The sequence below is a fragment of the Shewanella sp. UCD-FRSSP16_17 genome, assembly GCF_001675935.1.
GTDB classification, from domain to species: domain Bacteria; phylum Pseudomonadota; class Gammaproteobacteria; order Enterobacterales; family Shewanellaceae; genus Shewanella; species Shewanella japonica.
The window spans coordinates 557,162-581,170 of record NZ_LZFV01000001.1 but is presented as its reverse complement, the minus strand read 5'-3'; the positions used below and the strand labels follow the sequence as shown (position 1 = coordinate 581,170).

The 24,009-nt window shown below is 38.0% G+C and carries 16 protein-coding genes and 2 tRNA genes; 12 read left to right on the top strand and 6 right to left on the bottom strand.

Translation table 11 applies throughout. The annotated features are described in order from the left end of the window. Positions 1–3: 3 nt before the first annotated feature. Positions 4–1,200: an efflux RND transporter periplasmic adaptor subunit gene (locus A9267_RS02460; RefSeq protein WP_065108111.1), complete on the bottom strand. Its 1,197-nt coding sequence runs from the start codon at positions 1,198–1,200 to the stop codon at positions 4–6. 497 nt (positions 1,201–1,697) lie between these two features. Here A9267_RS02460 and galE point away from each other — a divergent pair, with 497 nt between their 5' ends. The 9 genes from galE (at position 1,698) to A9267_RS02415 (ending at position 15,139) form a co-directional block, all read left to right on the top strand. After that, the gene (gene galE / locus A9267_RS02455) at positions 1,698–2,726 is read left to right on the top strand and encodes a UDP-glucose 4-epimerase GalE (RefSeq protein WP_065108110.1); all 1,029 of its coding nucleotides are present in this window, start codon (positions 1,698–1,700) and stop codon (positions 2,724–2,726) included. Between the two features lie 415 nt (positions 2,727–3,141). Then, a complete protein-coding gene (locus A9267_RS02450) occupies positions 3,142–4,485 on the top strand; it encodes an MFS transporter (protein ID WP_065108109.1) in 1,344 nt (447 codons plus the stop codon). A gap of 98 nt (positions 4,486–4,583) precedes the next feature. Then, complete coding sequence (locus tag A9267_RS02445; protein ID WP_065108108.1) at positions 4,584–5,636, top strand: glycoside hydrolase family 43 protein; 1,053 nt, start codon at positions 4,584–4,586, stop codon at positions 5,634–5,636. Between the two features lie 317 nt (positions 5,637–5,953). Continuing rightward, a complete protein-coding gene (locus A9267_RS02440) occupies positions 5,954–8,965 on the top strand; it encodes a TonB-dependent receptor (RefSeq protein WP_065108107.1) in 3,012 nt (1,003 codons plus the stop codon). 77 nt (positions 8,966–9,042) lie between these two features. Next, on the top strand, positions 9,043–10,728 hold the full coding sequence (locus tag A9267_RS02435; RefSeq protein ID WP_065108106.1) for a tryptophan halogenase family protein: 1,686 nt from the start codon (positions 9,043–9,045) through the stop codon (positions 10,726–10,728). Positions 10,729–10,801: 73 nt separating this feature from the next. After that, positions 10,802–11,527, top strand: coding sequence for a SapC family protein (locus A9267_RS02430; protein WP_065108105.1), 726 nt, complete (start codon positions 10,802–10,804; stop codon positions 11,525–11,527). Positions 11,528–11,589: 62 nt separating this feature from the next. Further along, positions 11,590–12,606 (top strand): cupin-like domain-containing protein, encoded by a 1,017-nt coding sequence (locus A9267_RS02425; RefSeq protein ID WP_065108104.1) that lies wholly within the window; start codon positions 11,590–11,592, stop codon positions 12,604–12,606. A 58-nt stretch (positions 12,607–12,664) separates the two neighbouring features. Next, positions 12,665–14,155: a tryptophan halogenase family protein gene (locus tag A9267_RS02420; RefSeq protein WP_065108103.1), complete on the top strand. Its 1,491-nt coding sequence runs from the start codon at positions 12,665–12,667 to the stop codon at positions 14,153–14,155. Between the two features lie 135 nt (positions 14,156–14,290). After that, the gene (locus tag A9267_RS02415; RefSeq protein WP_065108102.1) at positions 14,291–15,139 is read left to right on the top strand and encodes a ThuA domain-containing protein; all 849 of its coding nucleotides are present in this window, start codon (positions 14,291–14,293) and stop codon (positions 15,137–15,139) included. Positions 15,140–15,147: 8 nt separating this feature from the next. Here A9267_RS02415 and A9267_RS02410 read toward each other — a convergent pair whose 3' ends face one another. Further along, positions 15,148–16,200 (bottom strand): SMP-30/gluconolactonase/LRE family protein, encoded by a 1,053-nt coding sequence (locus A9267_RS02410; RefSeq protein ID WP_082972165.1) that lies wholly within the window; start codon positions 16,198–16,200, stop codon positions 15,148–15,150. 289 nt (positions 16,201–16,489) lie between these two features. Between A9267_RS02410 and A9267_RS02405 the strand changes: the two genes are divergently transcribed. Together A9267_RS02405 and A9267_RS02400 are read left to right on the top strand one after the other, a co-directional pair. Beyond that, the gene (locus tag A9267_RS02405) at positions 16,490–17,590 is read left to right on the top strand and encodes an endo-1,4-beta-xylanase (RefSeq protein ID WP_231919032.1); all 1,101 of its coding nucleotides are present in this window, start codon (positions 16,490–16,492) and stop codon (positions 17,588–17,590) included. A gap of 491 nt (positions 17,591–18,081) precedes the next feature. Then, entirely contained in the window at positions 18,082–21,018 is a 2,937-nt protein-coding gene (locus tag A9267_RS02400; protein WP_065108100.1) for an endo-1,4-beta-xylanase, read from the top strand. A 100-nt stretch (positions 21,019–21,118) separates the two neighbouring features. On the opposite strand, the gene A9267_RS02395 is transcribed toward A9267_RS02400, so the two are convergent. The 3 genes from A9267_RS02395 to A9267_RS02385 form a co-directional block, all read right to left on the bottom strand. Further along, positions 21,119–21,195 (bottom strand) — tRNA-Val (locus A9267_RS02395). 15 nt (positions 21,196–21,210) lie between these two features. Continuing rightward, a tRNA-Val gene (locus A9267_RS02390) sits at positions 21,211–21,287 on the bottom strand. A gap of 209 nt (positions 21,288–21,496) precedes the next feature. Continuing rightward, positions 21,497–22,867 carry an MATE family efflux transporter gene (locus A9267_RS02385; protein WP_065108099.1) on the bottom strand — a complete coding sequence of 457 codons (1,371 nt, stop codon included), beginning with the start codon at positions 22,865–22,867 and terminating at the stop codon, positions 21,497–21,499. A gap of 30 nt (positions 22,868–22,897) precedes the next feature. Between A9267_RS02385 and A9267_RS02380 the strand changes: the two genes are divergently transcribed. Continuing rightward, complete coding sequence (locus A9267_RS02380; RefSeq protein ID WP_065108098.1) at positions 22,898–23,512, top strand: riboflavin synthase; 615 nt, start codon at positions 22,898–22,900, stop codon at positions 23,510–23,512. A 63-nt stretch (positions 23,513–23,575) separates the two neighbouring features. On the opposite strand, the gene A9267_RS02375 is transcribed toward A9267_RS02380, so the two are convergent. Further along, entirely contained in the window at positions 23,576–23,776 is a 201-nt protein-coding gene (locus A9267_RS02375) for a CPXCG motif-containing cysteine-rich protein (protein WP_055023952.1), read from the bottom strand. Positions 23,777–24,009: the final 233 nt, after the last annotated feature.

Genomic DNA, 24,009 nt, shown 5'->3' with positions numbered 1-24,009 from the left:
GAATTATTCCTTGTCTTCCATGGCTACAGCGGTGTCAGAATTCACCCCAATTGTTGGCTCAGTTTGTAAAACTTTATCCTGTGGTAAAGCAACTGACATCCCTTCAACAGGATAATCTAGGGCTGAAGTGATAATGTTCATACCATTTTCTAATCCACTCGAAATAATGACGTTACTGCCATCTTGTCGAATTATGTTAACGGGTAAATAACGCAGCTTATTTTCTTTATCCATAGTGGCGACAAGACCATTTACAATAAGGTGCCTTGGAACCACAGCAACTTCACCAGCATGGGTTCCACCAATATGTGCAGTAACATAAGTGCCGTAACGTAACTCTTTATGCTCCCCTTTAAGACCATAAGGATCGTCGACTTCAGCAACGAGGTAAGTCATTCTACTTTTACTATCAATAATGCCTTCACTACGGACAATAGTGCCTATCCACTCTTGTTTTTCACCGGCAAAATTACCAACAAGTTTAACTTCAGCATTGGCACCTTTACGGTCAAGATATTGCATTTCTTTATCTGCGAGAGGTAATCTCACTTCCGCTTTGTCTGTGCTATAAACCAACCCAATTGAAGCGCCATTACTGACATAAGTACCAAGACCTATGTTACGACTGCCAATAAGCGCATCGTATGGGGCTTTAATGATGGCACGTTCAAGGTTGCGTTTAGCCCGTAATAGTCCAGCTTCAGCGCTTTTCAGTTTAGCAATCTCTTGTGCCAGTTGTGGTTTACGAAGACTTAAGTCACTGGGTTTGCTATCAGTAATTTCTGCCCATTCACGTTCGGCTACTTGAGCGTTTGCTTTTTCTTGTACTAATGTCGCTTTTGCTGATGCAAGATTGGCTTGTGCATCTAACAGCGCTGATTCATAGTCACTTGGATCAATTCTGGCTAGGACATCTCCTTTTTTGATGAAGCCGCCTTTAACAAAGTTATCTGATAGATAGGTAATTTCACCACTGACTTGAGCGACTATTTCAGTATGGTATTTCGCATTGACAACCCCGTAAGAGCTGACGGTAAACGTCATTGGTTGGTATTGTATTTTTTCAATTGATACGAGAGGCGTATTATCAATTGGTGGCTTTTCTTCAGGTGGTTTTTGCATTGAAATAAACACGCCTGAAATCAAAAGACCTACACCAATGATCCCTAATGGGAATAAAATTTGTTTTGCTGTAGCCACGACACTTCCTCTTGTTGAAGCTTATACAGGCCAAATGCCCGCTTAAATATTATGGTTATAGATATTATACGAGTATGTTACACGCTTTGTTAAAAGGTGACTGTTTCAATGTGTAATTTTTTGTGTCAATTAGGTATACATAATACGCTGCGTTTTAGATCACTTATTGCTTTTAATAATCAATAGTTTAAATTTGATTGTTAGAATTTCTAAGGTTTGTTAAGTACGACAAAGTACATATTTAAGGCGAAGTTCAAAGGTTTACATAGTTCACTTTGTAACCATTTTGTTACTCGTAACGAGGGCGGTAGGCCTCAGCAAGCATTTTATTGTTAATCATTTCTTGGTGAATACTGCATATCGTTAACAAAAAACAATCTGTATAAAGGTTCATTTTTACGATAGACTTAATTTCATTAGCTAATTTTGTCATTAACGTTCAAAATTACGCTCAGCAAATAGCACATTTAAGTAAAAGTATTTCACAAGGAATAGAAATGAACGTTTTAGTCACTGGTGGTGCGGGTTATATTGGTTCGCATACGGTTTTATCGTTACTCGAAAATGATTGTAATGTAATTGTTTTTGATAATTTATTTAACTCAAACCTAGAATCGATTAAGCGAGTTGAAAACCTAACTGGAAAGTCTGTTCATTTTATTGAAGGTGATATCAGAGATAAGTCGCAGCTTAAATCATTATTTAGTGAAAATAATATTGATACAGTCATTCACTTTGCTGCATTAAAAGCGGTTGGTGAATCAGGACAAATTCCATTGGCTTATTATCAAAATAATGTGCATGGTTCTGTTTGCTTACTGGAAGTGATGGCTGAACATAATGTGCATAATTTTATTTTTAGTTCATCGGCTACAGTATACGGAGAAGAAAATGATGTTCCGTATGTTGAAACGATGAAATTAGGTACGCCTTCAAGTCCGTATGGTGCCACTAAAGTAATGGTTGAGCGCATTATGGCCGATACCGCTTCATCAAATCCCGATTTTAGAGGGGTGTCACTCAGGTACTTTAATCCGATCGGCGCACATGAGAGTGGTCAGATTGGTGAGTCGCCTAAAGGAATACCAAACAATTTACTGCCATATGTCGCACAAGTTATGGTTGGGAAAAGAGAAAAGTTAAGTGTATTCGGCGATGATTATCCAACTAAAGATGGTACTTGTGAGAGAGATTATTTACACGTAATGGATCTTGCTGAAGGTCATGTAGCAGCGATGAATTGGTTAACACGTCATCCTGCATTTACCGGGGTTGAAGCGTTCAATTTAGGTACAGGAAATGGCGTTTCAGTATTTGAAATTGTTAGCGCTTTCGAATTAGCGGTAAAAAAAGCCATTCCTTATGAAGTTAGTCCAAGACGTGCTGGTGATTTACCGGCTTTCTGGGCCAATGCTGAGAAAGCCAATAAACAGCTTAATTGGAAAGCCACTCGTACATTGCAACAAATGATGGAAGATACATGGCGTTGGCAATCTGCCAATCCAAATGGCTACGACAAAGAATAAGTTTCTAATTATAAGGGCGATGAATACATCGCCTTTTTTATTGCTTATAAACGTCTGTTTTATCAGGAACCGTTAAATCAGACCCTTGAATGCTTTTACTCATAATAATGTCCTTATACGAGTATGTTAAACTTTGTTAAGTTAACCATCCTTAATCAGCCGCTTCAAATCTTGAACACGAAAAAATGAAAGTCTTCTTATCAATGTCTTCTTATCAATGTCTTCTTATCAATGTCGTGACTAGTCAATAACGCTGAACACATTCTATTTAGGCGACAATGTCTCTTTATATTACCCCACATCAAGCTTGTTGTTACTAAATGGATAAATTTCCATTAAAAGGTATTTACAATCTAATTTTAACCATATAGTATTTTTGACTATAACAGGTTAATTACATTTGGCTGGGGAATAAATGGAAAACGCAAAGCTGACCATCAAAGAAAAAATGGGGTATGGGTTAGGTGATACTGCCAGTAATATCGTGTTTCAAATGGTCGCTAATTTCATGTTGATTTTCTATACCGATGTTTATGGCCTGTCTGCAGCTGCAGCCGGTACCTTATTGCTGTCGGTCAGGTTATTTGATGGTTTTACTGATCCAGTCATGGGCGGCATTGCTGATAGAACGAGAACCCGTTGGGGATCGTATCGTCCATATATTTTGTTTCTTGCGATTCCTTATGGTGTTTTAGCGTGTTTAGCCTTCATTACTCCTGATTTTGATACCACTGGAAAACTTATCTATGCCTATATCACTTATGGACTATTGATGACCTGTTATACCGCAATCAATATTCCTTATGGTGCTCTTGGCGGTGTCATGGTTAATGATCCTAAGGAAAGAACGTCATTACAGTCTTACCGATTTGCAATGGCTATGGCTGCGTTAGTCATTATTGTGTGGGCAATTCCGAGACTAGTTGAGTTTTTTGGTCAAGGTTCTGATACCAAAGGCTATCCATTAGCAATGGTGTTCATGGGAGCATTAGCTGCAAGCTGCTTCTTGTTATGCTTTAAAATGACGAAAGAAACTATTCAGGTATCAGAGAGAAAAAGCTTTAGACACATTTATAAAGACTTCTTTGAATTATTTAAGAATGACCAATGGCTAGTGATAGCCATTATAAGCTTAGCGACGTTAACACTCATAGGGATCCGTGCATCTGTCGCACCGCATTACATTAAATATTATGTGGGTGACGAGAGCCTTCTATCAAATTTTTTAACAGTAGCAGCTATTGGCTCTGTTCTAGGTGCAATTTCGACAAATTTCTTATCTAAATACTTTGAAAAAAAGGTGTTGTTTCAGGTTGCTTTAGTTGTTGTCATTATCTCTCATAGTTTATTTTACGTGATTGCTAACGATCAAATACTGCTGATATTTATCATCTATTTTATTGCTAATTTTGCACACATGATTATTACGCCCATTATGTTCTCAATGGTTGCAGACACCGTTGACTATGGTGTTGAAAAGATAGGTAGACGCCTGACTGCAATTACTTTTTCGGGCCATTTATTAGCTATCAAATTTGGTTTCGCAATAGGCGGAGCATTAGCAGGATGGTTGCTGTCGGCTTATAACTATATACCCAATCAGCAGCAAACAGATGAAACCTTGTCTGGCATATTATTAGCCTTTGCCGGCATACCTGTGATTTGCACTGTCATTTGTTTAATTGTGATTGCGAAATACAAGCTCACAGAAGTTGAAGTTAAAAAAATTCAACTCAAATTGATAGGGACTGAGCAGTAATAAGGCAAAGACTTGCTAATCGCTACAGAATATGGACGGTAAGGATTGTTTCTATAACAAGTTTGCCAACGTTTAATAATGGATGAGATGTAAACAACATGGAATCGGAAAAGAAACCAGAAGCTGAAATGAGTGATGCCGAGCGTAAACAACAACTTGACTTAAAGAAAGCGAGATCTTTTAAGCCAAAGAATCCGCCATTAGTCACCAATATTTATACAGCAGATCCTTCGGCTCATGTATTTAATGAAAAAATTTATATTTACCCTTCACATGATATCGAAACCGACAGTGCGATAAATGATGATGGCGACCATTTTGCTATGCGTGATTATCATGTTCTTTCGATAGATAACCATAGTGAAGAAGTGACAGATCACGGCGTGGCATTAAGTTTAGAAGACATTAAATGGGCTTCAAAGCAACTATGGGCACCTGATGCCGCAGAAAAATCTGGTCAATTTTATTTCTATTTTCCAGCTCGTGATTATGACGGTATTTTTAGAATTGGTGTTGCGATTAGTGACAGGCCATCTGGGCCTTTTAAAGCACAGGAAAACTATATCGAAGGGAGCTTCAGTATCGATCCCGCCGTGTTTAAAGATGATGATGGCAGTTATTACCTTTATTTTGGTGGTTTATGGGGCGGTCAGCTACAAAACTGGCGTGATGGTAAATTTAGTATTCAATATAGCTACCCAGCTGATAATGAGCCTGCGTTACCAGCAAAAATGGCTAAATTATCAGACGATATGTTAACGCTTGCTGAGCCTGTAAAAGATATTGTGATTGTTGATGAATCAGGCGCTCCAATAACAACAGGTGATAACGAGAGGCGCTTTTTTGAAGCATCGTGGCTACATAAATATCAAGGCAAGTATTACTTTTCATATTCGACAGGTGATACCCATAAAATTGCTTATGGCATAGCAGATAACCCTTATGGACCATTTGTTTATCAAGGTGTGATTTTAAATCCAGTTTTAGGATGGACGAATCATCATTCAATTGTATTTCATCAAGAAAAATGGTGGTTGTTTTATCATGACTCTAGTTTGTCATCAGGTAAAACCCATCTGAGATGCGTAAAGAAAACAGAATTAATACACGATATAAATGGCAAGATTTTGCCAATAACCGCGTATAACTAGCATTAGAGCAAATTTTTTTGCTTACTTTAGTTATGGTCAAGTTGACATTAAATTGTTAAGTCAATACAGACGATGTCAATGAGAATTAAAGCTGTAGTCAATTTTTTACAGTCTATGAAGCAATAAATGTACAGAGTATCGGTAAGGACTTGATAGTTAATGCTTTTAACTATTTAATAACATCTAAACCGATAGCAGTCTTTGTTAGCACTCTTTATTGATAATGATAATTAGGTTTTCAAGTTTTTTATTGGCTTGTGTAAACCAAAAAGGAGTCATTGCCGATTTGGCAATAATGAAGAAAAGGGGAGAGTTAGATGTTTAACAAAACGATTATAACAACTTCGATTCTAGCAGCATTAAGTTCAATGGCTGCTAATAACAGCTACGCTGATGAAGAAGTTGAAGTCATTACCGTTACGGGTATTCGTGGTGGCTTAGAAAGAGCCATGGATATTAAACGTGAATCAGAAGGTGTTGTTGATGCAATTTCTGCAGAAGATATCGGTAAATTTCCTGATACCAACTTAGCAGAATCATTACAGCGTATTACTGGTGTATCTATTGACCGAGCTAGTGGGGAAGGCAGTCGTGTCACTGTACGTGGTTTTGGCGCAGCGAATAACTTAATAACTTTAAATGGCCGTCAATTACCAAATACAACAGGCGACAGAACGTTTGATTTTGCCAATGTTGCAGCTGAAAGTGTTAATGGGGTACAAGTTTATAAAACCTCTAATGCCAGTGTTACATCAGGTGGTATTGGTGCAACGATTAATCTTACTACTTTTAAACCACTTGATAATCCAGGATTAAAAGCCACTATCAATGGTAAAGCAATTGAAGATAAGTCATCAGATAAAGCCAGTACAACACCAGAGCTAAGTGGTCTTTATTCACAAACTTTTGCTGATGATAAATTTGGTATTGCCATTTCAGGCAGTTATCAGGAACGTGAAAGTGGCATGCAGCAATTCCTTCAAGATCAAGGCTATCGTGCAAGTGACTATACTAATACTGGCTGGGGTGGTGTTCCTGCAGGTGCTGAAGGTGGTACAAACCGTCCAACTTCCGGTATTTACTCAAATGCACAACAACCTCGTTATATCTTTGAAGAGCGTCAACGCGAACGCATAAACGGTCAAGTAACTCTACAATATCGCCCAGTTGAAAACTTCACTGCAACAGTCGATTACACTACGTTTAGAAATAACATCGAAGAACAGCATACTGATGCATCTGTATGGTTCAACTATGCTGGTGATAGAAGTGAATCTGTTTGGAGCGGTGAACCTAACGCATGGCCTGAGATTTACTCTGAAATTTATAACATCAATAGTCCTGCAGATTTACAAGATACGTCATTAACTGTCGGTGCTTGGGGCCGTGAAGAAACAACAGATTCTATTGGTATTAACTTAGATTGGGATGTGACTGACGATTTGTCTTTAACGTTAGATTATCATAACTCCTCAGCGGCGATGGAAGCGAGTGATCCTAGGCACGGAACACGTAATAACGTACAACTTCCTTCTTATACCCGTAGCCGTACAGGTCTCGACTTAACCGGCAGTCTTCCGGGGATTGCGACTGGTAATATCGAAAACTTTAATCCTAGCACGATGCGTTTATCGGGTAGTTGGTTTGCTAATGACAAATATTCTTCTGATATTGAGCAAACTCAATTAAGTGGTAAATATCATTTAAATGAAGATTTAAATATCGACTTTGGTGTCGCTTACAATAAAGTGAATAACCATTATCGTCATACTCAAGTTCAGCGCCCAGATTGGGGTGGTGTTGGTGAGGTAGGTGACTTCGCTGGTATTGATTGGACTGAAGACACTATCTTAGATAAATTTTCTGGTACACCTGGCAATTTCGAAGGAACGCCTACGCAAGAAGATTATGATCTATTCAACAAAATCTTTTATGCCGATTTTGACCAGATTGTTAATGCTGCAGAACTTGCTGATCCTGAAGCGAATGTTGATGGTTTATACGGTGATTGTCAGGCTGCCCCTGGCGCGGCATCTGGCCCTAATGGAGAAGGTCAATTCTGTGCGTCAACGCAATGGGATGCGGGAACAAATCGTTTTACAGAAGAGAAAACCACAGCTGCTTATTTGCAAGCCAACTACTTTGGCGAAATCTCGGATATGCCTTTTAGTGTTCACGTAGGATTACGCTATGAACAAACAGATGTGTTCTCACAAGCGTCTGCTCCAGGTTATAGCCGTGTTGAATGGACTGAAGCAACCTCAACTTCCGTAACAGGTATCACAGGTATTGAATCTTTGAATCAATCAGCTGATTACGACCAATTCTTGCCTAATTTAAACTTCAATTTATCAGTCACTGATGATCTTATGGTGCGTGCTGCTGCAAGTAAAACCATCTCACGTGCAAGTTACAATGATTTGCTAGGTGGAACTTCAATTAATACTGGTGGCAGTTTAAGTGGTTACTCTGGTAGTTCAGGAAATCCAGGACTTGAACCTTTAGAATCAATTAACTACGACTTCACCGGTGAGTGGTATTACGATGAAGGCAGCTATGCCTCTGTTGGTTACTTTAGAAAAGATGTTTCGAATTGGATCCGTACCGGAACAACCACCTCTAATATTTTCAATTTATCAAATCCATTAAGTGGACAAAAGTTTGATTCAGCAGTGGCTGAATTGGGTGCTGGTGCAACGAACGAGGAAATTCGCGAGTATATTTTCGAGAATTATGAAAATGATCCGAATGTTCAACCAAACTATGATGCTGACGGTAACTTAGATGGCGGAACAATTATTGGTGATCCTGCTACCGACGACGAAGTCACATTTAACTTGAATGTTCCTGTTAATGGCGATGAAGAACACACCATTGATGGCTTCGAATTTAATGTTCAGCATTTATTTGGCGAAACTGGCTTTGGCGGTATCGTTAACTACACCATGGTTAACTCAGATCTTGAATACGATAATAATTCGCTAGAAGACACTGAAGCATTAGTTGGGTTAAGTGATACGGCCAACTTAGTTTTATTCTACGATAATTATGGTTTACAAGCGCGCGTTGCTTATAACTGGCGTGATGCATTTTTAAATGAGCGTCGTGTAAATGGTGATCTAACTGCGCCTATTTATACTGACGAGTATTATCAGATAGATTTCAACGTAAGTTATGACATCCCTGCTGTAGAAGGCCTAACAGTATTCTTAGAAGGTATTAACGTGACTGAAGAGTACGTTAAAGAATACGGTCGAGTTGATCAGTTAGTGTATAAAATAACTCAAACAGGAGCACGTTATGGCTTAGGAGTTAGATATACATTCTAACAATGCGTCACTGGCTCATCTATTTCGGTAGATGAGCCAGTACGATTAATTTGAATGTTTATCTGGTGGATCACAACATGACTTCAACAGCCATTAAAAATATCGTTATTGTTGGGGGCGGAACTGCGGGTTGGTTAACCGCTGCAATTTTGGCTACTAAAATAACTCATTATGCTGTCACTATTACCTTAATCGAATCGCCCGATATCGCGACAATCGGTGTCGGTGAAGGGACGTGGCCTTCAATGCGTCAAACTTTACAAGATATAGGTATTAGTGAGGCTGAGTTTTTAACTGAGTGCGATGCAAGTTTCAAACAAGCCTCGAAGTTTATTAATTGGAATGTGAGTGATACTAGTTGTAGTGATAATTCTGTCACTCATAGTTATTACCATCCATTTTCACTGATTAGCTTCCCATTTACCGATGCTTTTAAGCAATATCATACGGTAAAAAATAATTTACCGTTTGATATCAAGTTTGCTGATGCTATGGGATATCAAACCCAGTTATGTCAGCAAAATCTCGCACCTAAGCTAATATCAACCCCAGAGTACCAATTCGTTTGTAATTATGGATACCATTTAGATGCAGCAAAATTTGCAAACTTATTAAAACAACATTGCGTGAATAGACTTAAGGTGAGTCATATCGCTGCTAATGTGATTGGTATAAATAACGTAAACCAATGCGTAGATGTTCAAATTTCAGATACCGAGTATTCTGAAAATAATAGCGCTACTTGCCGCCATGGGCATATTGAATCAGTGACGATTAAAGATTCAAGTAACAGGGATAGAAAGATTCAAGGTGATTTGTTCATTGACTGCAGCGGTCAGCATTCATTGTTATTAGGCCAGCATTACAAGATCCCATTAGTGTGTCAAAAATCAATATTATTTAATGACAGTGCAATAGCGGTTCAAATCCCTAACGACACTACAGCCAGCATAAACTCAAGTACGTTATCAACAGCTGTAAGTGCGGGATGGATTTGGGATATTGGGCTACAAACAAGAAGAGGTGTAGGTCATGTATATTCCTCTTTACATCAAACAAAGGATGAGGCCTTAACTGAAATTAAGCGCTATATCGCGACAAGTACGCCTAATTTATCTGAGCAGCAACGTGAAAATTTGTCATTTAAACATCTTGCTTTTTCACCAGGTTTTCGTCGCCAATTCTGGCATAAAAACTGTGTTGCAGTAGGGATGTCTGCGGGATTTATAGAACCACTTGAAGCGTCTGCCATTGCGCTTGTTGAACAGTCTGCAATTGAAATTGCACAACAATTTCCAACAGATCTGGCAATTCTTCCAATCGTTACTGAGCGTTTTAATGAGCGCATGAAGTTACATTGGCAGCAAATTATCGAATTTTTAAAATTGCACTATGTCTTATCCAAGCGACGAGATAGCCAATATTGGTGCGATCATCAAACATTAAGCTCAATACCTGATTCACTAAAAACATTACTCAATCTGTGGCAACACCAATTACCAAGTGCAGCGGATATTACTCACGTGAATCCTCTCTTTCCTAGTGCGAGTTACCAATATGTTTATATGGGGATGAAGGAGACGACAACAGCGAATACACCTGATCCAAAGGCTAATTTATTGAGTCCAAACTCAGGCATCACTCCTCGTTATATCGCCTTTTTAGAAGATGTGATGAGTAAACGACAAACATTATCTCAACGAATGAAATCTAATCGGGAACTGTTAGATCTTGTTAGGCAACAAGGCTTTTCTGCTATCTAACTAAAACAAACTAACCAAGATAAACAAAATAATATGAGATTGTGGGTAAGGGCAATCTTGTCGGGAGAATAAGATGAATCATGTACTACTTAACAATGTAGAACACAAAGAATTACGTATCAATACACAGCGTTCAGCAGAACTTGGCGATGATTTATGGTTTGCTGCGACTTTTTTAGCAGAGATTAAAACTGCGCAAGCCCATTATCCCATCTTATTTCAGAAGCATTCTGATACTGGCGAGTTTAGCCCTGTCACCTTATTCGGCTTTAAAAACCAAGAAAATCTATTTTTAACTGAAAACGGCTGGGATGCGAGCTATATCCCACTATCAGTTCAAAGGATGCCTTTTTATATTGGCTATCAAAAAACAGCGCAAGACGGTGTTACTGATATGCAACGTGTCATTACTTTAGATACAGACTCTCCGAGAGTGAGTAGCAACCAAGGAACAGCTTTGTTTCTTCCGCTAGGTGGTAACAGTGATTATCTAGAACATATTGGCAGTGTGCTTGAAACCCTACACCTAGGTTTACAAGAAAATCAGCAATTTATTGCAGCGTTAATCCATTGTGATTTATTAGAATCGGTGTCGATGGACATTAAATTAAATGATAGCTCTCATCATCAATTAATTGGATTTTATATCATTAATGAAGAACGACTAGCCAAATTAGAAGATGCAGAACTTCTAGGACTTCACCATGCAGGTTATTTAGAAGTTATTTACATGATTATCGCGTCTCAAGCTCACATTAATAAGCTGATTGAACGAAAAAATAAACAGCTAAACAATTAACTTCAGAGTGTTAACAGCAAAGGTTGACTTACCCCCTCACAGAGTTGATTGAAGAGAATGATATGGCCAATAAAAAATTAGTAATTAGTGAATATACTAGTGTCACGACCCAGAATATCGACAGAACACTGCTATATTCAGAGCAACCAGTCATATTAAAAAACTTTGCCAGTGACTGGACACTTGTTCACCATGGTAAAAAGTCATTACTTAAAGCCATGGATTATTTACGTAAAAAATTTGATGGTGATAGTGTTAATGCTTGTTATCTACACAACGACCATCAAGGGCGAGTTTTTTATAATGAAGATTTGTCAGGATTTAATTTTGATCCTTTGCAGTTGCCTTTAAATGATGTGTTAGCACAACTCATTGACCAAATCTCAAAACCGCATCCCGATACTATTTATGTAGGTTCAACGAGCATTAAGCACTATTTCCCTGAATTATTGGAAGAAATTACAATCGATACCATGCCAGATGATGCATTAACGAATATCTGGATGGGTAATCAAACAAACATATCAGCCCATTATGATGTTGCGCAAAACCTAGCATGTTCAGTCGTTGGAAGGCGTCGTTTTACTTTATTTCCGCCTGAGCAAATAGATAACCTTTATATTGGTCCAATAGATCTTGCTCCTGGAGGTCAGCCAATTAGCTTAGCTGATTTAACAAATCCTGATTTTGAGCGATATCCAAAGCTTAAACATGCATTTAACGCTTCTCAAGTTGTCGAATTAGAAGTGGGGGATGCGTTGATTATTCCTAGCATGTGGTGGCATCAAGTTGAAGCCTTAGCACCATTTAATGTGTTAATTAACTATTGGTTTACTTCGGGCTTGGGGCATTTAGGTCAACCGAGTAACGCTTTAATGCACGGTATTTTAAGTCTCCGTGACTTACCTAAAGTGCAAAAAGATGCTTGGAAAAAATTGTTCGATCATTATGTTTTTAACGATGAATACAGTAATTTTGAACATATCCAACCATCTGCACAAGGTGTTTTGCGATCTCCATTAAATGAAATAACGGCAAGAAAATTACGTGCGCAAATTCAAAATCAGTTAAGGCGTTAAAGTTTTAATATAGAATAAAAACAATAACCTAACAATCTAGGTACAAGTGGGGATTACAATGTCCAATAAAATTAAAAATGTAGTTATAGCTGGTGGCGGAACAGCAGGTTGGATGGCTGCTGCGGCTTTCTCTAAATTGTTAGGAAAGCATATTTCAGTCACTTTAATTGAATCTGATAAGATTCCTACCGTTGGTGTTGGTGAAGCGACAATCCCCACGCTTCATTTATTTCATGACCTGTTAAAAATTAAAGAGTCAGATTTTATGGCGGCAACGAATGCGACATTCAAGCTTGGGATTTCTTTTGAGAATTGGAAACAAGTGAATGAAGATTATATGCACTCGTTTGGCTATATTGGCCAAAGTTGCTGGGCTGCAGGTTTCCAGCATTTTTGGCTCAAAGGTTATCAACAGGGGATAGCGAGTGAAATTGGTGACTATTGCCCGGAATATTTAGCCAGTCGATTAGGTAAATTCGCCGCTTTACCTAATCAAGACCGCAACCATGCTTTTCATACCGATGCCGGTTTATATGCAAAGTTTTTACGTGCCATTTCTGAACAACATGGTGCCAAACGGATTGAAGGTACAATTTCGAAAGTTAACCTTAATCATTCAAACGGTTTTATAAAATCGCTGACCTTAGCTGATGGTCAACAGATCAACGGCGATTTATTTATTGATTGCACAGGATTTAAAGGATTACTCATTGAAGAAGCACTTCATACTGGTTACGAAGATTGGCGTCACTGGTTACCTTGTGATAGCGCTATTGCTGTGCAAACAAGGCAAACTAAACCGTTAGTCCCGTACACACGCTCAATAGCGCATCCATCGGGTTGGCAATGGCAAATACCACTTCAAAATAGAATGGGTAATGGCTTAGTGTTTTGTAGTAAATACATGACAGACCAGCAAGCAATAGAGCTGCTGCTTGAAAACATTGAAGGTGACAAACTTAATGAACCTAGAGTGCTGAAGTTTAAAACTGGTACTCGCCGTAAACACTGGAACAAAAACTGTGTAGCAATTGGTCTTGCTAGTGGCTTTATTGAGCCACTAGAGTCCACGAGTATTCATTTAATTCAACAAAGTGTCGTTAGATTGATGCAAAGCTTACCTTCTACAGAAATGGAACCAGCTGTAGTTGATGATTTTAATCGAAAGATGCGACTTGAAATCGAAAATGTTCGCGACTTTATTGTGCTGCACTATCATGTAACTCAGCGAGATGACAGTGAGTTTTGGCGCTATTGTAAATCGATGGAAATACCAAAAAGCTTACAAGATAGAATTGATTTGTTTGTACAAAGTGCACAAGTATATAAAACAGATCAAGAATTGTTTGGCGAAGCGTCATGGTTACAAGTGATGATTGGTCAAGGACTCATGCCCAAAGAATATCATCCAATCGTCGATAACATGTCTGACGAGGAGTTAGCTGGTTTTCTAAACACCATAAAATCAACAATTCAGAGAAGGGTAAACAGCTTACCTAACCATGTAGATTTTATTCAAAATTATTGCCGCTCTGCTGAAATGAGGTAAGTTAATTTTAAACTTCTGCCATTTGTTATTTAACGTGGCTTTGAATAATAAAGTAGGGCTAAATTTTTGTAAGCTTGCTAGTAGCTGATAGTTAACTGCTAACTTTTCAGATAATTCTATTAGGAATAACAGATTATGATCAGTAAAAATTATCAGTTAACTCGTGTTTTCGTATCTAGTTTTTATCAATCAAAATTACTTGGTTTTTTGCTTCTATTATTTATTTCAGCTTGGTGTTGTACAATTAAACAAGTTAATGCAACGGGGTTTGATACGTTGCCTAAAAAGCAATTTAACGTATTGGTTTTTAGTAAAACTTCTGGTTGGCATCATAAATCTATATTAAATGGAGTGAAGGCAATAGAAGAATTGGCCGAGAGACATTTCTTTAATGTTATCTGGCATCAGGAAGCACATTATATTAATACCCAGTACCTTGCAGATGTTGATGTGGTTATTTTCTTGGCCACAAGTGGCGACATTTTAAATGAAAAGCAAAAGCAAGCACTCGAAACATATGTTCAAAGCGGTAAAGGTTTTGTAGGTATTCACAGCGCTGCTGATACAGAATACAGTTGGGAGTGGTACCAAAAATTAATTGGCCATACATTTATCATTCATCCAACAGTGCAAACTGCGCTCGTTAATAAAACTGCCATTGATTTTGTCGGATCTGAACAATTACCTGCTTCTTTTTGGTTTACAGACGAGTGGTACGACTTTAGTGAGGCCAATACACCGTCTTTGCAATACTTATTAACTGTGGACGAGCAGACTTATCAAACGCAATCTGATTGGGAAGTCAAACAGGGTGATGGGATGGGAGATTTTCACCCCATTGCGTGGTTTCAATATTATGATGGTGGTCGCTCTTTTTATACAGGCTTAGGTCATCTGGGGGCAGTGTATCAAGACCCGTTGTTTTTAGCCCATTTATACGGGGGCATTTATTGGGCGGCAACAGGTCTTGGTTATCGTCAGTAAAGTGTTCTTTAACCAGGAACTTTTGTTGTCAGTTGGAATAGCCCATTACCCGTTGTAATGAGCAGTGTTTTCATATCTTTTCCACCAAAAGCAACATTAGTCAATTTGGGTGCAATGAACACTGACTGAATCAAATTTCCTTTTTTATTATAAATTTTTATAAAACCCTCGTTATGACTTGTAGCATATAAATTGCCAGCACAATCAATAGCCATTCCATCTGGTGTATCTATGCTAATTTTCTGCGTAATTTCTGCTATTGTTTTATCCGCTGTTAAGCGATAAACATATATATGATGCGAGTAATCCCCGATATAAATATGCTTTTCATCCTTTGATAAAGCGATTCCATTAGGTTTATTAAGTGACTTATTAATAAGCTGGACATGACCCTGCTTGTTTAACGTATAAACACCAGTAAAAGGAGTTTCCTGCTCTCGTGGCCCTAGCTGCCAATCAGGATCAGTAAAATACAGTATTTCATCTTTATCCATGACGGCATCATTAGGAGAATTAAAATGTTGGCCTTGAAATTGGTTTGTAATGACGTGTTGATTTAATGACGACAAATTCATCTTGCTGATACCACGGTTAGCATGATCAAGCAGGTATAACTCATTACCTTTAGCGTATAACCCATTCGTACCAACATCATTGATTAGTTTATTGACACCGTCTTGATGACTCCATGTATAAATTGTTGAAATAGGTCCTGATGTCTGAGGCCCGTCAAAATCCATTTCTGAAAAATAAAACTGTTGTTTTACTGATGACCAGGTTGGTCCTTCGAGAAATCCAAGATCTTTAGTAATTAATGTTGGTGTGGGATTAACAGGTAAAGGTGGAATATCTGAATAACATTGCGCTTTTGTATCTATCGCAACATTTACCTTGTTATTCGAATGAGAGTTGATAGCCCTTGTATCACTTGAGCTTTCAATAAATTCTTGTTGAGTGGCCTTATTAGGCTGAACAGGGTTAGCGAAAACAGGAGAAGTAAAATAAAAGATCATGCTAAAAAGCAAAACCATATTTATGAAACGAAGATGTTTGCTGCCCATTTGATCCTTTTCCCAATATTCCCTATTAACGATTGCTTAACATCATAATTATCTCGCACCTAATAGTCAAATTGACACTTAGGTGCGTCGTTATATATGCTTAAAAATGTGAGGATAATTAAATCACTCATGAGGAAAAGCTAATTACAAAAGGAGGGGTAAATTGAATAGTCAAAGGTGTTCCAAGGGAAAAAGATACAAGAATATTACCAGTTCACTATACGGAGTTTATCTTAAGCCAATAATTATTTGTATTTTTACAAGTCTGTGTTTCTTTTCAGCGTATACAGTGGCGAATAATGAACAAACCAAAACTTTAGAGACTTTAAAAAGTCACTATAATGGCCACTTTAAAGTTGGAGTTGCGATAAATGAATCAATTATCAACGGTAATTCGCCTAAATTAACCGATATTGTAACGACTCAGTTCAACAGCATAACGTTAGAAAATGCCATGAAAGCAGAGGTTGTTAATCCTACTCGTTCATATTATGACTTCACTGAAGCTGACAATTTTGTTGAGTTCGGTTTACAACATAAGATGTTCATTATTGGGCATACATTAGTTTGGCATAACCAAACACCTGATTGGTTTTTCTTACAACCTGACAACTCAGCAAATTCTTCTGAGCAGCAATTAGACAGAATGAAACAGCACATTAAACTTGTTGCAGGAAGATATGCTGGCAAAGTCGATGCATGGGATGTTGTTAATGAAGTGATTGGTGAGGATGGATATTATCGCCAAACGAATTGGGTTAAGGCCGTGGGTGATGGGGATAAACTTGTGAAATATGCATATCAGTTTGCAGCTGTATATGCACCCGATACAGAACTATATTACAACGATTTTAATGCATGGAGGCCAAATAAACGTGATGGCATCATCCGAATGGTCAAGTTACTACAGGATGAAGGCATTAGAATTGATGGTATCGGTATTCAAGCCCATTGGGGACTTAATTATCCTGAAATTGAGCAAATTGAAGCGGCAATTGATGCATATGCAGCGCTCGGGTTAAAGGTAATGATTACAGAATTAGATATAGACGTACTACCATTTACCAAGCATGGGCAAGTCATTGGACAGGCTTTCTCGCACCCACAATTTCAACTGTCAGAGTTTAAAGCATATTTAGACCCATATCGTGATGGTTTACCTGATTCTGTTCAAGTGCAACTTACTAAAAGATATCAGGCTTTGTTCGAATTGTTTTACCGTAAGAAGGATAAAATTGACCGAGTCACGTTTTGGGGAGTACATGACACGATGTCTTGGAAAAATGATTATCCTATTCCACAAAGAACTAACTATCCATTGTTATGGAATCGCGATTTAAGCTATAAACCTGCTCTAACTTCAATCTTGAACATACCGAAAATTCAATAACGGGCTAAATCTAGTATTGTGTAGCTAGTTCTAAGTTTCGCAATATTTGATAAAACAATATTTTTAGTAACTATCTGAATTATTGTAAATAGATACATGACAACTGATTTATAAGTTGACCCAAAATCGCCAACAAATGATCTAAATTTTATCCTTGAAGCCTTTTGTAATGGGCATCAAGGGTATCTTTCAAAAATGATTGTTTATTGAAACAGTGTTAAGTGAATTTATTTGCTTAAAAAATCACATTAGAAAAAATAAACAAATAAATTTTATCAAGCCCAAATTGCTTATCATTTGTGTGTATTACCCGTATCGGTATTGTGCTCTTTAAAATAGATAGATTAAAAATTCATCTTGTTGTCAAAAAGACCATATGTTAGTTTTTTGTTATTCGGTTTAAAAAGCAGTCACTGAATAAGAGCTAAAACAATCAAAAAATTATTTGGGCTTTCTTTGCCTTAAAACTGAATCTATTTAAGGATTAGTTAATGAACAAGCATGTAAAAAACGGTGGGTTATGCGCGTTAGCGTTAGCCACGTTAACAATAAATATTGCGGAGGCTGCTCCGCAAAAAAAATCGGATTGGAAAAAGTTTAATTTTTTCAGTCATGTCGAAACTCTTGCAGATGCAAGTAAAAAAGCACGTAAAAAAGTGGGGACGGCACCAAGTTATGGTGTCATGGCTTCAGGTGAAGAAGATTATTTATCACTACTTGCATCTGAGTTTAACTATATTACTCCGGAGAACGTAGCAAAGTGGGGACCTTTGCAACCTGTTAGCGCTAAAGAATGGGATTTTAGTGCTTTTGATTCCATGTTGGCAATTTCCCAAGACAACAAACAAAAAGTTAAAGGGCACGCATTAGTTTGGCACAGACAGGCACCAAATTTTGTCAATGACCAAGTTGATGCAGCAACGCTAGCACAAATGATTGATAATCATATCACCACCACAATGCAATATTATGCAGGTGAAATTTATGCCTGGGATGTTGTTAATGAGGTTATGGGTGATGATGCTAACTATAGACAATCTGTTTTTTACAAAAAATTAGGAAAATCTTATATTGCTGATGCCTATATTTCAGCAAGGGCTGCTGATCCAAGAGCGAAATTATTTTACAACGATTATGGTATTGATTCCATCAATGCTAAATCAGATGCCGTTTATACTATGATGGCTGAATTAATTGCTGATGGTGTACCTATTGATGGAATAGGGTTTCAAATGCACCTAGATGCCGCTTCTGCACCTAGTACTGAAGAGATGACTGCAAATTTACAACGTTTTGCGGATCTTGGCTTGTCAGTCAACATTAGTGAGATTGACGTTAGAATATCTTCACTTCCTTGGGACGACGTCACCAATCTAGCGATACAACAACAAGTTTATCATCGTGCTGTGAATGCATGTATGAATGTACGTCAATGTGATGCGTTTACGCTTTGGGGATTCACTGACAAATACACCTGGATTGATGGAGAGTTTGGTGAAGATGATCCACTCATCTATGATGATGAATATCAACGTAAACCGGCATATTTTGGTGTTGCAGATGGTTTATTAAGAATTGAAGCTGATGAAGCAGGGCAACTACCCAATTTAATCGCTAACGGTAATTTAGAAATCGGCCTTGATGGCTGGTCGACCTGGGCTGGTGAACTTAAGCGAACCGCTTTTTTTGCAAAAAATGGCCGTGGTGGATTAAGAGTTAAGAACCGTACTGAAAATTGGCATGGTGCAGTTTACGATATCAGTGAAGTTATAAAACCCGCTCAAGAGTACGATACTAGTGTTTGGACTCGCGTAATTGCACGAAATCAACAAGTATCATTAAGTTTAATGACACAGTGTGATAGTGAAGGTGCGATATACCAATCCTTAGATACAGTCTCTCCTCGACTTTTTCGTTGGTCTCAAATTACGGCAAGCTTTACAGCACCTGATTGCGATTCATTAACGGCATCTTTATATATAGAAGGCCCACAAGCAGGTATAGACTTATTTGTTGATGGCTTAACCCTGAGACCTAAACGCTTAGTGCCAAATACTGAAGGATTTGGGCCTAATCTAATTGATAATAGTGATTTTGAGCAGGTTAATCATGAATGGTTTCCATTTGGTGATTCTGTCTTAACAATAACAACTGATAATGCCTATTCGGGGTCGCAAAGCCTGCTTGCTGTCGACAGAACAGAAACCTGGCAGGGACCTGCATTAGATCTAACCAACATAGTAACAGCGGGTAATTCATATCAGTTATTTGCACAGAGTTTAATTTCAGCCTCTCAAGCCACCGTAAAAGCGACTATTCGAGTAACTTGTCCTGCTGGAGATCAATATATTGGTGTAGGAGGGACGACAGCCAGCAACACTGAGTGGCGATTACTTGGCGGCTTAGTCACTATTCCTAATTGTAACTTCATTGAAGCTGTATTGTATTTTGAAGGGCCATCCCCTGAGACAAATATATACTTAGATGACGTGGTATTACATGAAGCCATCACGCAACCCATTAACGCGGTTATACAATTTAGTGATTTTGAAAATGGTCTTGATACCTGGAGTGCGTGGGGTGGAGATTTACAAGTTACTTCAGCGCAGGCATATCAAGGGACTCAAAGTGCATTATTATCTAATAGAACTGGCACATGGCAAGGACCGTTAATTGACTTATTATCACGTGTTCAAGCGGGACAATTGATAAATATTAATGGATATACACGCATTGAAGGTATTGAATCTAATCCTGTTAACATTACAGTTAAAACACTCTGTGTTGGTGAAACAGAGCAATATCAACAATTAGCCAGTGTTCAAGCAACTAATGATGGTTGGACAGCTATAAATGGTTCGTTAACCTTACCAAATTGCCAATTGGAAGAGGTATTTGTTTACTTTGATGGACCTGTTATTGATGCAAATATCTATCTAGATGAAGTGACTATCAGTACAGAATTGGTTGAAGACCCAAATAATCTCATCACAAACCCTCATTTTGAACAGGATACACAAGGTTGGGTAACATGGGGAGATGCAAATATTAGCCAAACTGATATCGATGCTCATTCAGGAAATTTTAGTGCATTGGTTCAAAATAGGACTGCAGAATGGCAGGGCGCTGTATATGATTTATTACCTACGGCAACAGCTGGTCAGACTTATCAAATCACGGCTTGGTCAAAAATCAGCAGCATGAGCACTATTGAGCATAATATCTCTATTACAGTTAAATCACGTTGTGAAGGTGACAGTGAACTGTATAACGGCGTAGGTGCTGGATTGATCAATAATCTTGATTGGCAACAAGTCACCGGTGAATTAGTGGTACCAGAATGTACATTAGCGGAGTTATTTATGTATTTTGATGGATTACCTATAGGAGTGGATTACTTATTAGATGACGTATCAGTTAATCCATAACTAACATTTTTATCTCCCCCAACAAAACACCATTGATTATTGATGGTGTTTTTTTTTGAGGTACAAAAAAACCAGCTTTCGCTGGTTTAGAAGTTAAAGATGGTACAACTGAGTGGATTCGAACCACCGACCCCCACCATGTCAAGGTGGTGCTCTAACCAGCTGAGCTACAGTTGTATAATATCTTTTAAATGGTACAACTGAGTGGATTCGAACCACCGACCCCCACCATGTCAAGGTGGTGCTCTAACCAGCTGAGCTACAGTTGTATCTTTTAAAGACTACATATCATGTAATCTTTGGAACGAGCGATATATTACGGTATACGTCGCTTGATGCAAGTAAAAAAACAAAAAAATTGTTTGAATGGTGAATTGCTGTTCAAATTGAATCTTATTACAGCACAAAGGCTAAGATTTATTTAATTTCCTCTGCAAAACTAAGATTTTATTTGGTTAATTCAAATCCATAGTCGCTATTAACTGCGTTCTTCAATGACTGCTTTCAATTTCCCAGATTTTTGTATGTACCTTAGACGCAGGGCAAATAATATTGCAGCACTAGTTAGGCCTGCAATAAGACCAATCCAAAAACCGTGTGCTCCCATGGCAGGTACAATGATATCGGTTCTTGCTAATAAGTAACCTAACGTCATTCCGATAGCCCAATAAGACACAAGGGTAATATAAAAGGCACTTTGAGTATCTTTATAACCACGTAATGCACCTGCAGCAACTACTTGGATTGAGTCAGATAGCTGATACAGTGCCGCTAGGAACATTAAGCTACCAGCTAACGCGACCACTTCAGGATTGTTGTTATACAGTAGGGCAATTTGGGTTTTAAATAACACTGTAATCACGGCCGTAATGACGGCTAATGAAAAAGCAATGAATAACCCTATCTTAGTAACTAAGTTAGATATGTCGAGTTTGTCTTGTCCTAAGTAATAACCCACGCGGATAGACACTGCAATACCAATAGATAATGGCAACATAAATACGATAGATGAAAAATTTAGCGCTATCTGATGTCCAGCGACAACAGTTGCACCTAGTGGAGCTAACAATAATGCTATGACGGCAAATAAACTGACTTCAAAAAATAATGCCATTGCGATCGGCATACCATGCTTCAACATTTCCCAAATGGTTTTCCAGTTAGGTTTATTAAGCCGTTTAAAAGGTTCGATTTCGGCGAATTTTTGATGAAATTGCATGTAAATCATCATAGCAATCATCATGGCCCAAAATACGAGTGCTGTTGCAATACCACAACCTGCGCCGCCCATCGCCGGAACACCAAAATGTCCATAAATAAAAATATAATTAGCAGGAATATTCACAGCTAAACCAACAAAGCCGATGATCATAGTCGGTAGTGTATAGGAAATACCTTCAGAGCAACCTCTAAGTATCTGATACAAAATAAACGCTGGAACACCCCACATAAATCCATGTAAATATCCAGCACTTAACTCAGCAAGTTCTGGTTCTAATTCCATCATGTCGAAAATAGTTTGCGCAAATGAGAGGAACAGCAACACACCCAGACTACCAATTATGGCAATATAGAAAGCTTGTGACATGAGAGGTTGAATCGCTTTAGGATTATTTGCACCATGATGATGGGCAAATACAGGCGTAAATGCGAGAATAAGTCCTTGCACAAATAACAGTGCTGGTAACCAAAGACTAGTACCAATAGCAACTGCTGCCATATCAACAGCACTAACTCGACCTGCCATTACAGTGTCAATAAAGCCCATCATGGTTTGTGTAACTTGGGCAATTAAAACGGGCAAAGCTAATTGGATTAACTTTTTGGCTTGAAAGCCTGTGTGATTCATTAAGAAACCTTATAACTAACGAGTGAAAATATGTTTACTGGTATCGTTCAAGCCACTTGTGAAGTGGTTTCAATTATAGAGCAAAGTGGTTTAAAAACATTTGAAGTTAATATTCCAGAAGAACTACAACAAGGACTTGAGACAGGTGCAAGTGTTGCCAATAATGGAGTTTGTTTGACTGTCACTAAACTTGAGAATAATAGTGTTTATTTCGATGTAATGGAAGAGACCTTACAAGTGACAAACCTGAATTTTGTTGAGCCAGGTAACAAAGTTAATATTGAGCGTTCATTAACGTTCGGTAAAGAGATTGGCGGACATATTTTGTCTGGTCACGTACACACAATGGCAGAAGTGACAGAAATTAGTCAAACGGATAAACATTACAACATAACACTTACTGTACCTGCACGGTGGATGGACTATATTTTTTATAAAGGATTTATAGGTGTTAATGGTTGTAGTTTAACCGTTGGTGAATTAAGTGATAACAGCTTTAAGCTGCACTTGATCCCTGAAACATTAAAATTGACTAATTTGAGTGATATTACTATTGGCGAGCGAATCAATATAGAAATCGATAGCCAAACTCAAGTTATTGTCGACACTGTAGAACGTATATTAGCTAAAAAAGCGCTAGGTTAGTCTAACCAAAACGATGAGCTTCCTTCATCGTATAGTGTTACACCAAGCACTAGCGTTTATTATTTAATATAGTTGCTCATCATCGGTATCTATAAATAGTTGAATGGTGCGATTGGCATCATTCACTAATAAGGTCATGTGAATTGGGTTACAGCATACTCTGCAATCGTCATAATATTCTTGATCTCCGCAACTCGTATCTATATGAACATGCTGATTATGTCCACAATGTGGGCAACTGATCACTCTGCTGACTAAATTCATAACATACTCCTTTATATAGCTTCAACATTGTCCGAAACCTGTGTAATTGGGTCAAAATTACACTTTACGATTAAATTATAGTTGAGTGTCAAAGTAAGGATATAAAATCTTAGTATGGGATTATCTATCAGCATTTTTCTGTATTGATCATCTATTATGCTGTTCATATCAATTAATTTATCGATAACAAGCTCTATTACTCCGCATTACTTGATTGCAAAAGGGCTTTTCAA

Excerpts from the sequence above, each read along its gene's own strand:
- A9267_RS02415 (WP_065108102.1), top strand. The coding sequence starts at position 14,291 with ATGATCAGTAAAAATTATCAGTTAACTCGTGTTTTCGTATCTAGTTTT.
- A9267_RS02435 (WP_065108106.1), top strand. The coding sequence starts at position 9,043 with ATGACTTCAACAGCCATTAAAAATATCGTTATTGTTGGGGGCGGAACT.
- A9267_RS02450 (WP_065108109.1), top strand. The coding sequence starts at position 3,142 with ATGGAAAACGCAAAGCTGACCATCAAAGAAAAAATGGGGTATGGGTTA.
- A9267_RS02400 (WP_065108100.1), top strand. The coding sequence starts at position 18,082 with ATGAACAAGCATGTAAAAAACGGTGGGTTATGCGCGTTAGCGTTAGCC.
- A9267_RS02440 (WP_065108107.1), top strand. The coding sequence starts at position 5,954 with ATGTTTAACAAAACGATTATAACAACTTCGATTCTAGCAGCATTAAGT.
- A9267_RS02420 (WP_065108103.1), top strand. The coding sequence starts at position 12,665 with ATGTCCAATAAAATTAAAAATGTAGTTATAGCTGGTGGCGGAACAGCA.
- galE (WP_065108110.1), top strand. The coding sequence starts at position 1,698 with ATGAACGTTTTAGTCACTGGTGGTGCGGGTTATATTGGTTCGCATACG.
- A9267_RS02445 (WP_065108108.1), top strand. The coding sequence starts at position 4,584 with ATGGAATCGGAAAAGAAACCAGAAGCTGAAATGAGTGATGCCGAGCGT.
- A9267_RS02380 (WP_065108098.1), top strand. The coding sequence starts at position 22,898 with ATGTTTACTGGTATCGTTCAAGCCACTTGTGAAGTGGTTTCAATTATA.
- A9267_RS02425 (WP_065108104.1), top strand. The coding sequence starts at position 11,590 with ATGGCCAATAAAAAATTAGTAATTAGTGAATATACTAGTGTCACGACC.
- A9267_RS02410 (WP_082972165.1), bottom strand. The coding sequence starts at position 16,200 with ATGGGCAGCAAACATCTTCGTTTCATAAATATGGTTTTGCTTTTTAGC.
- A9267_RS02430 (WP_065108105.1), top strand. The coding sequence starts at position 10,802 with ATGAATCATGTACTACTTAACAATGTAGAACACAAAGAATTACGTATC.
- A9267_RS02385 (WP_065108099.1), bottom strand. The coding sequence starts at position 22,867 with ATGAATCACACAGGCTTTCAAGCCAAAAAGTTAATCCAATTAGCTTTG.
- A9267_RS02375 (WP_055023952.1), bottom strand. The coding sequence starts at position 23,776 with ATGAATTTAGTCAGCAGAGTGATCAGTTGCCCACATTGTGGACATAAT.